Consider the following 11,181-nt stretch of genomic DNA (forward strand, 5'->3'; position numbering starts at 1 on the left):
CTGGAAGCGATCGCCGCGGCGAGGTGTCGGCGATCAGCGGATCGGGGCGCCGGCCGCGGCCGCGGGTCAGCGGCGCCTCGGCGGCGATGCGGGCCTCGGGGGTGGCGCGCAGCCGGGCGCGGATCGCGTCGGCGATCCGCTCGCGCACGCGGTCCTCGCCCGGGGCCTCGATCTCCCCCCGGACGGCGGCGGTCTCGACCAGTTCGGGCTGCGGCAGCGCCAGCTCGGCGGGGTCGCCATCGTGGCCGCGGCGGATCAGCGACGGCATCCGGGCCAGCAGCCCGCCGACACCGCGCTCCGGGGCGGGCGCGTCCTCCCAATCGTCCTCGAGCACCGGTTCCTCGGGCTCCGGGCGGGCGCGGCGCACCCGCGGCGCCGGCGCGCCGCCGCTCTGCAGCGACGCCCATTCCTCGTTCTCGGCGCGTTCGCTGATCCGCCTGTCGCGCCGCGTCGCATAGGCCGCCTGCACGGTCTGCGCGCCGGTCAGCGCGCCGCTGGCGCTGCGACCGGCGAGCCGCAGCAGCCCGGCATAGCCCAGCACCGCCCCGAGGAGCCCCGCCTGGCCGATGCGGCGCAGTTCCGACCGGGAGAAGCCCATCACGAAGAGCCCGACGCCCAGCGTGCCGAGCCCGGCCAGGACCAGGGCCGCCGACAGGCTGGCGCCCTGGCCCAGGGGCAGCAGGTTCATCGCCGTGCCCAGCGCCATGTCCCCGAACAGCCCGCCCATGCCGAAGCTGTGCGACCAGTCCGGCGCGGCGTCGAGCCCGGCCGCGAAGACCGCCGCCAGCGCCACCCAGAGCGGCGCAAAGATCACCCGGCCGCCGGCGCGCTCCTCGCCGGCATGCGCGGCCAGACGCACGCCCCAGGCCAGCAGCACCCCGGCCAGCGCCCAGGAGCCTTTGCCGACGATCATCATCAGCGGCGCCGCGATCGAGGCGCCGATGCGGCCCAGCCAGTTCTGCACCGGCGCGTCGGTCGACGACATCCAGGACGGGTCCTCGGGCGTGTAGCTGCCGATCAGGGCGGCCGCCATCAGACCCAGCACCACGAGCGCCACTCCCGCCAGTTCCTTGCCGCGCTTCTCGATCGCCGCGGCCATGTCGCTGTCGAAAAGGGGATCGCGCCCCCGTGCCTGAAAAGCCATGCCTCGCCTCTTTGTCGGTCTTCTTGGTGTCACGTTCCGAACAGGCAGCCGCGCAGGCGGACCAGCCCGTCCCGGAGTTCGGCGCGCGGCGCGACCAGCGCCACGCGGATGTAGCCCCGCCCGGGATTTCCCTGCGCGGTGTCGCGCGACAGGTAGGCCCCGGGCAGGACCCGCACGCCGGTCTCGCGCCAGAGCCGCAGCGCCGCGGCCTCGCCGTCCTCGACCGGCAGCCAGAGGAAGAACCCGGCCTCGGGCACCGCGAAGCCCGGCACGCCGGCGAAGATCTCCGCCGCGTCGCGGTACTTCTCGCCGTAGAGCCGGCGGTTTTCCTCGACATGCGTCTCGTCGGCCCAGAGATGCGCCGCGGCACGCTGCAGCGGCAGCGGCAGCGGCGCGCCGGAATAGGCCCGGAGCTGGCGCATCCGGCGGATGCTCTCGCGCCCGCCGGCGGCGAAGCCCGAGCGCAGGCCGGGCAGGTTCGAGCGCTTGGACAGCGAATGGAAGACCACGACCCGTTCGGCATCGGCGCCGGCGGCGCGGGCCATCTCCAGCGCCCCGGGCGGCGGCGAGTCGCGCCAGATCTCGGAATAGCACTCGTCCGCCAGGATGCGGAAATCGTGCTTTTCGGCCAGCGCGATGAGGCGCTGCCAGTAATCGCGGCCGGCGACCGCGCCCTGCGGGTTGGCCGGCGAGCAGAGATAGGTCAGCGCCGCGCGGTCGAGGATCTCGGAGGGCAGCGCGGCGAAATCCGGCAGGTGCCCGGTCTCGGCCGTGGCGTTGACGAAGACCGGCTCGGCGCCGACCGCCAGCGCCGCCACCGCGTAGACCTGGTAGAACGGGTTGGGGATCAGCACCACCGGACGGGCGCCGGCCTTGGTCTCCGGGCAAAGCGCCATGGCGGCGTTGTAGAGCCCCTCGCGGGTGCCGTTCAGCGCCATGATCTGGGCCGCCTCGACGGCCACGCCGTAGCGCCGGAACAGCCAGTCCGAGATCGCGGCCAGCAGATCCGGCGCGCCCTCGTTGGGCGGGTAGCGGCCGAATTCGTGGGCGTGCTCGGCGATCACCTCGGGAACCCAGCGCGGAAAGGCATGCTTGGGCTCGCCGATGGTCATGTCGACGACCTCGCCGCCCGGCGCATGGGCGTCGAGAAGCTCCCGCAGCCGCGGGAACGCATAGGCCGGAAGGTCCGAGAATCGCTCGGGGAACATGCTCTGGTGCCTCACGCGCGGGATCGTTGGCGCCCCGCATTCGGCCCGAGGATAGGCAAGTGGCGCCCGCGCGTCCAGAAGCGTGCTCGGCCGTGGCGCCATTGTGGCAGGAATAACGCAGCCTTGCGGGCTGCGCGGCGGCCGGTCTCAGAGCCTCTTGCCCCTCGGCAACGAGGCCTCGACGCGGAAGTCCTCGGGCACCGCGTCGCGCCCCTCGAGGACCAGATCGGCCATCACCTCGGCGACCTTCGGGGCCATGCCGAAGCCGATCTTGAAGCCGCCATTGGCGACGAAATGCCCGGCCCGGCCCGGCCAGGGTCCGAGCATCGGCGCCCGGCTGCGGGCCCGCGGCCGGAGCCCCGCCCAGCGCGCGACGACGCGCGCCCCGGCCAGGATCGGCAGCACCTCGCCGGCCTGCTCGATCAGCGCGTCGAGCTGCGCGTCGGTGGCGCCGGGCGCGTCGAACTCGCGCTCGGTGGTCGAGCCGACGGCGACCGTGCCGTCGTCATGCGGCACGATGTGCAGCCCGTCGGCGAGGATCTGCGGCACCGCGCCGGCCTCGTGGTGCAGCAGCGCCGCCTGCCCCTTCACCGGCACGCCGATCTCGGCGTCCAGCGCCGCGCCCAGATCGCGCAGCCCGGCCCAGCCGGTGGCCCAGATCTCGGCCCCCTGCCTCGGCGCCTCGGCGGTGATCTCCACGCCGGCGGTGCGCAGCGCCGCGGCGAGCGCCGCGCAGGCCCGCGCCGGGTGCAGCCGGGCCGACAGCGTGTCGCGCACCATCCGCCCGGTCGGGCTGGCCGGGGCCCAGCGCCCGGCCGACCGGGTGTCGATGACCTCCCAGACCGCGCGGCCGCGCCAGAGTTCGGCGGCGCTGCGGCCGCGGGCCTCGGCCCGGGACACCGCCTCGGCATCGGCCAGGGGCTGCAGGCGGCCGAGCCGGCCATAGCCCGAGGCGACCCCGCCCAGCGCCTCGACCTCGTGCCAGAACGGCCCGGCCATCAGCAGCGACTCGAACTGGAACTGCTTCTTGGCGTTCCAGGCTTCGGGCACGTGCGGCGCCAGGGCCCCGACCACGCCGCCCGAGGCGCCGGCCGCGACGCCGCCCGGATCGACGACGCGCACGCGGGCGTGCCGCCGGGCGCAGGCCCAGGCGATCGAGAGCCCGAAGATCCCGGCGCCGCGCACCGTCACGTCCACGCTTGCCATTCGCCCCCGCCTTCGCCAGTTTCGCCGCCGATTCACCTAAGGCAGAGCATCATGCAGGACCAGTCCGCACTGTCCTGGAAGGACGACCGCGTGCCGGTCTCGGAGCGCTTCGACGACCCGTATTACTCGCTCGAGGACGGGCTGGCCGAGACCCGGCACGTCTTTCTTGCCGGCAACGACCTGCCGGCGCGCTTCCGCGACGGTTTCCACATCGCCGAGCTGGGCTTCGGCACCGGGTTGAACCTTCTGGCCACGCTGCAGGCCTGGCGCGCCGCGGCGGTGCCGGGGCGGCTCTGCTTCACCAGCTTCGAGGCCTTTCCGCTGTCCGCCCCGGACATGATCAGGGCGCAGGGCGGCTTCCCGGATCTGGCCGGTCTCGCCGCCGAACTGGCGCCGTTCTGGCACCGGGGGGCGCGCGCGATCGACCTTCCCGACCTCGCCTTCCGGCTGGTCGTGGGCGATGCCCGCGCCACCCTGCCGGGCTGGGACGGGCGCGCCAACGCCTTCTTTCTGGACGGATTTTCGCCCGCCAAGAACCCGGAGCTCTGGCAGCCCGATCTGCTGGCCGAGGTCGCCTTCCACCTTGCCCCCAGGGGCACGCTGGCGACCTACACGGCGGCCGGACATGTAAGGCGGGCCTTGCAGGATGCGGGCCTTGCGGTGACGCGACGGCAGGGATACGGGCGCAAGCGGCACATGACCGTGGCCCGCCTGGCCGCCCCCCTGCCCGAAAGCCCCGATCCGCGATGACCCAGAACAACACCCGCCTCGGCATCCTGCTGATGATCGCCACCACGGTGATCTTTGCCGCGCAGGACGCGCTGTCGCGGCACCTGGCGGGGACCTACAACGTCTACATGGTGGTGATGATCCGCTACTGGTTCTTCGCCAGCGTGGTGGTGGCGCTGGCCTTGCGGCGCCCCGGGGGCCTGCGCGCGGCGGCGGCCACGCCGCAGCCCTGGCTGCAGACGCTGCGCGGCGCCATCCTCGCCATCGAGGTCATGGTGATGATCCAGGGCTTCGTCTTCCTCGGCCTGGTGGAGAGCCACGCGGTCTTCGCCTGCTACCCGCTGCTGGTGGGGGCGCTGGCCGGGCCGGTTCTGGGCGAGACCATGGGCTGGCGGCGCTGGACCGCCACCGGGGTGGGCTTTCTCGGCGTGCTGATCGTGCTGCAGCCCTCGGGCGGGGTGTTCTCGCCCTATGCGGTGATCCCGCTGGTCGCGGCGCTGATGTTCGCGGTCTACGGGCTGTTGAACCGCTACGTCGCGCGCCGCGACGACACCGCCACGTCGTTCTTCTGGACCGGCACCGTCGGCGCCGCGGTGGCGACCCTGATCGGTGCCTGGTTCTGGGAGCCGATGATCGCGCGGGACTGGGGCTGGATGGGCGTGCTCTGCCTGACCGGCATTGCCGGGCACTGGACGCTGATCCGGGCCTACGAGGCGGCCGAGGCCGGCGCGGTGCAGCCCTTCGCCTATCTGCAGCTGGTCTTCGCCTCGGCGCTCGGGCTGCTGGCCTTCGGCGAGACGCTGCGCGCCAACGTGGTGCTGGGCGCCGCGCTGATCGTGGCGGCCGGTCTCTTCACCTTCTGGCGCGAGCAGCGCATCCGCAACTGAGGCGGGCGGGTCCGACCGGCCGCCGGGGCATCGGCGCGGGCCAAGGCCGCCGCGCGGCGTCGGGCGGTGGCACTGCGATCCGCCGGCCGAGCCGCCGCGCCGGACCGCGGCCATGCGGGCCATGCAGCCGTGCGAAGCGCGCCACCCCACCAGATCGCCGGGCTTCGGGACAGCTTGGCGCGGCGCGGCGGCCCCCGGCCGTGTCGCGCGCCTCGGCCCCCGGGGCGCCCGTCGCAGGGCGGGCGCGCCCCGGGCTCCCTGCCTCAGGTGAAGCGGTTGTCGCGCGGGAAGCCGCGCGGCGCCATGCGCCCGCTCCCGGCCCGCTTGCCGATCCATTCGTCGAGTTCGGGCCGGGCCACGGTGCGGGTGCGCCCGGCCGGGTCGCGCCAGACCAGCCCGTCCTCGAGCCGGAAGGTGGTGACGTCCGACAGGCCGCCATCCTTGTATTTCTGCAGCCGCACGCCCTTGCCGCGGGTCATCTCGGGCAGTTCCTCGGCGGCGAAGACCAGAAGCTTGCGGTTCTCGCCCACCACGGCGACCGCATCGCCGGTCGCGGCGCGGCAGACCTTGGCGCGCACGTCGCCCTTGACGTTGAGCACCTGCTTGCCGGCCCGGGTCTGGGCCACCACCTCGGCCTCGGGCACCACGAAGCCGTCGCCCGCCGAGGAGGCCAGCAGCAGCCGGCGGGTGGGATCGTGGATCAGGATCTCGACGATCTCGACGTCGTTGGGCAGGTCGACCATCAGCCGCAGCGGCTCGCCCGTGCCGCGGCCGCCCGGCAGGTTGGCCGCCGAGAGCGTGTAGAACCGCCCGTTCGAGCCGAGGATCAGCAGCTTGTCGGTGGTCTCGGCGTGGAAGATGAAGCGCGGCCCGTCGCCGTCCTTGAACTTCAGCTCGCGGTCGAGCGCGATATGCCCGGTCATCGCCCGGATCCAGCCGCGCTCGGAACAGACCACGGTGACCGGCTCGCGCTCGATCATCGCCTCGAGCGGCACCTCCTCGAGGCTGCCGGCCTCGGCGAAATCGGTGCGCCGCGCGCCCTGCGGGGTGTTCTTGCCGAAGGTGCGCCGGGTCTCCTTGAGCTCGTCGGCGATCTTCGCCCATTGCAGGTCCTCGGCGGCCAGAAGCTCGACCAGCCCGGCGCGCTCCTCGCGCAGGCGGTCGCGCTCGGCCACCAGCTCGATCTCCTCGAGCCGGCGCAGGCTGCGCAGGCGCATGTTGAGGATGGCCTCGGCCTGGACCTCGGTCAGCCCGAGGTCGCGATCGGCCGCGGCGGCCGGCGGGACGTAATCCTTCTCGCCGGTGGCGCGGACATGGTCGCGGCCCCAATCCTCGCGGCAGAGCGCCGCCTTGGGATCGGCGTCGTAGCGGATGATGTCGATCACCCGGTCGAGGTTGAGGAAGGCCACGATCAGGCCCTCGAGCACCTCGAGCCGGTGGTCGATCTTCTCCATCCGGTGCTGCGAGCGGCGGATCAGCACCTCGCGGCGGAAATCGAGGAAGGCGCGCAGCACCTCCTTGAGCGAACAGACCCGCGGCGTCACGCCGTCGATCAGCACGTTCATGTTGAGCGAGACCCGCACCTCGAGGTCGGAATTGCGGAACAGCGAGCCCATCAGCACGTCCGGGTCGACGTTCTTGGAGCGCGGCTCGAGGATCATCCGGATGTCGTCGGCGCTCTCGTCGCGGATATCGGCGAGGATCGGCACCTTCTTGGTCTGGATCAGCTCGGCCAGCCGCTCCACCAGCTTGGACTTCTGCACCTGGTAGGGGATCTCGGTGACGACGACCTGCCAGGTGCCGCGGCCCAGATCCTCGACATGCCAGCGGGCGCGCAGGCGGAAGGCGCCGCGGCCGGTACGGTAGGCCTCGGCGATCTGCTCCTTGGGCTCGACGATGATGCCGCCGGTCGGGAAGTCGGGGCCCGGGATGTAGTTCAGCAGCGTGTCGTCGCGGGCGTCGGGGGTCTTGATCAGGTGCAGGCAGGCATCGATCAGCTCGGCCACGTTGTGCGGCGGGATGTTGGTCGCCATCCCCACCGCGATGCCCGAGGCGCCGTTGGCGAGGAGGTTCGGAAAGGCCGCCGGCAGCACCGCCGGCTCGGTCAGGGTGCCGTCGTAATTGGGGCGGAAGTCGACGGCGTTCTCGTTCAGGCCCTCGAGCAGCGCCTCGGCCACCGCCGAAAGCCGCGCCTCGGTGTAGCGCGAGGCGGCCGGGTTGTCGCCGTCGATATTGCCGAAATTCCCCTGCCCCTCGACCAGCGGGTAGCGGATGGTGAAATCCTGCGCCAGCCGGGCCATGGCGTCGTAGATCGCGGCATCGCCGTGGGGGTGGTAATTGCCCATCACGTCGCCCGAGATCTTGGCCGACTTGCGGAACCCCGAGGTCGAGGACAGGCGCAGCTCGCGCATCGCGAAGAGGATGCGGCGATGCACCGGCTTCAGCCCGTCGCGGGCATCCGGTAGCGCCCGGTTCATGATCGTCGAGAGCGCATAGGTCAGGTAGCGCTCGCCGATAGCACGGCGCAGCGGTTCGGCCAGTTCGCGCGGGTTCATTTCGGGCTGGTCGGCGGTCTCATCCATGCCGGCGGAAATACAGGCGCCGGCCGTCGCCGTAAAGCGCGGCCGTGCAGCGTTAAGCCTGATGAAACCTTTCGCGCCGTCCGGGGTTGGAATCGTGATAAGCAAGAACTTGCCGGGATCGCGGCGGGCGACTTGCAGACGACGCCAACCGTGACGGGGGAGCCAGCCACCATGAGCCGCTTCATCATTTTGACCTTCGCCTTCATGTTCTGGGGCTTCTACGAGATGTCGGGCGGGGCGGATTTCGAACCCGGCTGGACCCTCGAAAGCGCCCGCGCCGACGATGCGGCCGCGCAGCCCGAGGTGGCGCGCGCCGACACCACCGCGGCGCTGACCGGGATCGCCATCGGCGCCGCCCAGGCCGCGACCGCGACGCCCGAGCAGATCGCCCCGGCCGAGGCGGCGCTCGACGTGCCGCTGGCCCGCCGCGACGAGGCGCCGGCGCCGCTGCTGATCCGCGCCGCCGCCATGGGCCCGGGCGCCGACGCGCCGGAAATGGCGCCGCGGCCGCGCCTGCGCAGCACCGCCGACATGCCCTCGAACGCCGAGCCCAACACCCGCGCCATCGGCCCGGCCGCCGATCTGCGCGTGGTCAAGTCCTCGCGCGTCAACATGCGCAGCGGCCCGGGCACGCAATATTCGGTGCTGGCCCAGCTGACCCGCGGCGACGAGGTCGAGGTGCTGCGCCAGGAGGGCAGCTGGATCAAGCTGCGCGTGGCCGAAAGCGGGCGCATCGGCTGGATGGCCGACTTCCTGATCGCCGCGGCGCGCTGACCCCTCGACACGCCGGCCCCAACCCGGCAAGCACGGCCCGATCCGCCACGGAGAGGGCCGTTTTTTCATGTCCGACGCAAAGTCCATCCTGATCACCGGCTGTTCCTCGGGCATCGGCCGCGACGCCGCCTTCGCGCTGCGCGACCGCGGCTGGCAGGTCTTCGCCGCCTGCCGCAAGGCCGAGGATTGCGCCGCGCTCGCCGCGGAGGGCTTCGCCAGCCCGCGCATCGACTACGAGGAGCCGGCGAGCTTCCGGCCGGCGCTCGACGCGGTGCTGGCGGCCACCGGCGGGCGGCTCGACGCGCTCTTCAACAACGGCGCCTATGCCATCCCGGCCCCGCTCGAGGACGTCCCCGCGGAGGGCATGCGGGCGATTTTCGAGGCCAACGTCCTGGGTTGGCACGAGCTGACGCGGCTGGTCCTCCCGGTGATGCGCCGCCAGGGCCATGGCCGCATCGTCAACAATTCCTCGGTGCTGGGCCTCGTCGGGGTGAAATGGCGCGGCGCCTATGTCGCCACCAAGTTCGCCATCGAGGGCTGGTCGGACGTGCTGCGGCTGGAAATGGCGCCGGAGAACATCCGCGTCGTGCTGATCGAGCCGGGCCCGATCGAGACCGCCTTCCGCGCCAACGCGATCCGGCAATTCGAGCGCTGGATCGACTGGGAGGCGAGCCCGCGGGCCGCGCAATACCGCGAGAGCCTGCTCGACCAGCTCTACCGCGGCAGCGGCACCCGCGCCCAGCTGCCGGCCTCCGCCGTCACCCGGGCGCTGATCCTGGCGCTGGAGAGCCCGCGCCCGCGGGCCCGCTACGCGGTGACCTGGCCGACCCGCGCGATGGCTGCGGCACGTCGCCTCCTGCCGGTGCGGGCGCTCGACGCGCTGCTCGATCGGGCTTAGATGTCGCCCAGGCGCCGCTGCGGGCGCCGCCGCCGCTGGTGGGCAGGACAGGACCCAAGGAGACCGACATGCTGCAGGATCCCTTCTTTCTTCTGGTCGCGGGCGTCGTGCTCGCGGTAGCGGTGATCCTGCTGGTGGGCATCGGCGGCTTTGCCAAGGGCGGCGAGTTCAACCGGAAATACGCCAACAAGATCATGCGCCTGCGGGTCGCCGCGCAATTCGTGGCGGTGATCCTGATCGTCCTGTTCGTGCTGATCCGCGGCATCGGGAGCTGAGCCATGGTGGTCCTCAACAAGATCTACACCCGCACCGGCGACAAGGGCGAGACGGCGCTCGGCGATGGCAGCCGGGTGGCCAAGTTCGCGCCCCGGGTCGAGGCCTACGGCACCGTCGACGAGCTCAACGCGGTGATCGGCCTGGCGCGGCTGCACGCCACCGCCGAGACCGACGCCGCCTTCGCCCGCATCCAGAACGACCTGTTCGATCTCGGCGCCGATCTGTGCCGCCCGGAACAGCCCGGCGAGGCCGAGGCCGAGCACCCGCCGCTGCGCGTCGTGGCCTCCCAGACCGAGCGGCTGGAGCGCGAGATCGACGCCATGAATGCCGGGCTGGAGCCGCTGCGCAGCTTCGTGCTGCCCGGCGGCACGGCGCTGGCGGCGCATCTCCACCATGCCCGCACGGTGGCCCGCCGGGCCGAGCGGCTGGCCATCGACCTGGCCCGCGAGGAGCCGGTCAACCCGGCCGCGATCACCTATCTCAACCGGCTCTCGGACTGGTTCTTCGTGGCGGCGCGCACCGCCAACGACCAGGGCCGGGGCGACGTGCTCTGGACGCCGGGCGCCAACCGCTGAGAGCACACGCGTTGTCAGAGCGGGCGCGGCGCGCTATCCCGGCGGAAACCCGCCGGAGTTCCGCATGCGTCTCGTCGCCCTTTTCGTCGCCCTCCTGACCCTCGCCGCCTGCGCCGACGGACGGCGCGACCTGGCCCGCCCGGTCGAGCCGCTGGGCGATTTCAAGCTCGGCCATGCCATCGTGGTGGCGCCGAACCTCGTCCAGGGCCCGGCCTCGCGCAAGGCCAGCCGCGAGGAATGGGTGGCGGCGATGGATGCCGCGCTGGAGGAGCGCTTCCGCCGCTACGAGGGCGAGCGCTTCTACCATCTCGGCGTCAGCGTCGAGGGCTACGTGCTGGCGCAGCCCGGCATCCCGGTGCTGCTGAGCCCGAAATCGGTGGTCATCGTGCGCGTCTCGGTCTTCGACGACGCCACCCAGACCAAGCTGATGGAGGAGGCCAAGGAGATCACCGCGATGGAGGCGCCGTCGGGCGACACCCTCGTCGGCTCGGGCCTGACCCAGACCCGCGACGAGCAGCTTCAGGCGCTGGCCCGCAACGCGGCGCTGCAGATCGAGACCTGGCTGCGCCGCCAGATGCGCGCCGAGGGCTGGTTCCGCGACCGCGCCGCGGCCGCGGACGCCGCGGCGGGCCCCCGCCCCGTCGCCGCCGCGCGGCCTTAAGGAGGGCGACCACACCCTACGGCGCGCTTGATTTTTCCCCGGCGACTCAATAAGTGGCCCGCGATGCAACCCGGGGTCTCGTGCACCCCATGAACCCGACAAAGAGGCGTCTTCACAGATGGCAAAGGAAAAGTTCGAACGCGGCAAGCCGCATTGCAACATCGGCACGATCGGGCACGTGGACCACGGCAAGACCACGCTGACCGCCGCGATCACCAAGTATTTCGGCGATTTCCGCGCC

At 72.4% G+C, this 11,181-nt stretch carries 12 protein-coding genes; 8 read left to right on the top strand and 4 right to left on the bottom strand.

What is annotated here, in order from left to right; genetic code table 11:
• The 3 genes from ACXYMW_RS06230 to ACXYMW_RS06240 all read right to left on the bottom strand — a co-directional run.
• Positions 1-1,144 (bottom strand): DNA translocase FtsK 4TM domain-containing protein (locus ACXYMW_RS06230; RefSeq protein WP_459034427.1); only part of this gene is annotated, 1,144 nt, incomplete at its 3' end.
• A gap of 29 nt (positions 1,145-1,173) precedes the next feature.
• Complete coding sequence (locus ACXYMW_RS06235) at positions 1,174-2,352, bottom strand: aminotransferase class I/II-fold pyridoxal phosphate-dependent enzyme (protein WP_459034446.1); 1,179 nt, start codon at positions 2,350-2,352, stop codon at positions 1,174-1,176.
• A gap of 147 nt (positions 2,353-2,499) precedes the next feature.
• Complete coding sequence (locus tag ACXYMW_RS06240) at positions 2,500-3,558, bottom strand: NAD(P)/FAD-dependent oxidoreductase (RefSeq protein ID WP_459034428.1); 1,059 nt, start codon at positions 3,556-3,558, stop codon at positions 2,500-2,502.
• A gap of 51 nt (positions 3,559-3,609) precedes the next feature.
• Between ACXYMW_RS06240 and mnmD the strand changes: the two genes are divergently transcribed.
• A complete protein-coding gene (mnmD, locus tag ACXYMW_RS06245; protein ID WP_459034429.1) occupies positions 3,610-4,308 on the top strand; it encodes a tRNA (5-methylaminomethyl-2-thiouridine)(34)-methyltransferase MnmD in 699 nt (232 codons plus the stop codon).
• Positions 4,305-5,174 carry a DMT family transporter gene (locus tag ACXYMW_RS06250; protein WP_459034430.1) on the top strand — a complete coding sequence of 290 codons (870 nt, stop codon included), beginning with the start codon at positions 4,305-4,307 and terminating at the stop codon, positions 5,172-5,174. Before mnmD ends, ACXYMW_RS06250 begins: the two co-directional genes overlap by 4 nt.
• 263 nt (positions 5,175-5,437) lie before the next feature.
• Here ACXYMW_RS06250 and ACXYMW_RS06255 read toward each other — a convergent pair whose 3' ends face one another.
• Positions 5,438-7,756 carry a DNA topoisomerase IV subunit A gene (locus tag ACXYMW_RS06255; RefSeq protein ID WP_459034431.1) on the bottom strand — a complete coding sequence of 773 codons (2,319 nt, stop codon included), beginning with the start codon at positions 7,754-7,756 and terminating at the stop codon, positions 5,438-5,440.
• A 171-nt stretch (positions 7,757-7,927) separates the two neighbouring features.
• Here ACXYMW_RS06255 and ACXYMW_RS06260 point away from each other — a divergent pair, with 171 nt between their 5' ends.
• The 6 genes from ACXYMW_RS06260 to ACXYMW_RS06285 all read left to right on the top strand — a co-directional run.
• The gene (locus tag ACXYMW_RS06260) at positions 7,928-8,530 is read left to right on the top strand and encodes an SH3 domain-containing protein (protein WP_459034432.1); all 603 of its coding nucleotides are present in this window, start codon (positions 7,928-7,930) and stop codon (positions 8,528-8,530) included.
• A 67-nt stretch (positions 8,531-8,597) separates the two neighbouring features.
• Positions 8,598-9,428 carry an SDR family NAD(P)-dependent oxidoreductase gene (locus tag ACXYMW_RS06265; protein WP_459034433.1) on the top strand — a complete coding sequence of 277 codons (831 nt, stop codon included), beginning with the start codon at positions 8,598-8,600 and terminating at the stop codon, positions 9,426-9,428.
• A gap of 68 nt (positions 9,429-9,496) precedes the next feature.
• Positions 9,497-9,703 carry a twin transmembrane helix small protein gene (locus ACXYMW_RS06270; RefSeq protein ID WP_459034434.1) on the top strand — a complete coding sequence of 69 codons (207 nt, stop codon included), beginning with the start codon at positions 9,497-9,499 and terminating at the stop codon, positions 9,701-9,703.
• Positions 9,704-9,706: 3 nt separating this feature from the next.
• Complete coding sequence (locus tag ACXYMW_RS06275) at positions 9,707-10,279, top strand: cob(I)yrinic acid a,c-diamide adenosyltransferase (RefSeq protein WP_459034435.1); 573 nt, start codon at positions 9,707-9,709, stop codon at positions 10,277-10,279.
• A 64-nt stretch (positions 10,280-10,343) separates the two neighbouring features.
• Positions 10,344-10,940: a hypothetical protein gene (locus ACXYMW_RS06280; protein WP_459034436.1), complete on the top strand. Its 597-nt coding sequence runs from the start codon at positions 10,344-10,346 to the stop codon at positions 10,938-10,940.
• 118 nt (positions 10,941-11,058) lie between these two features.
• A partial coding sequence (locus ACXYMW_RS06285) for a GTP-binding protein (protein WP_459034447.1) occupies positions 11,059-11,181 on the top strand: 123 nt, incomplete at its 3' end.

This window comes from Roseivivax sp. CAU 1761, assembly GCF_054482755.1.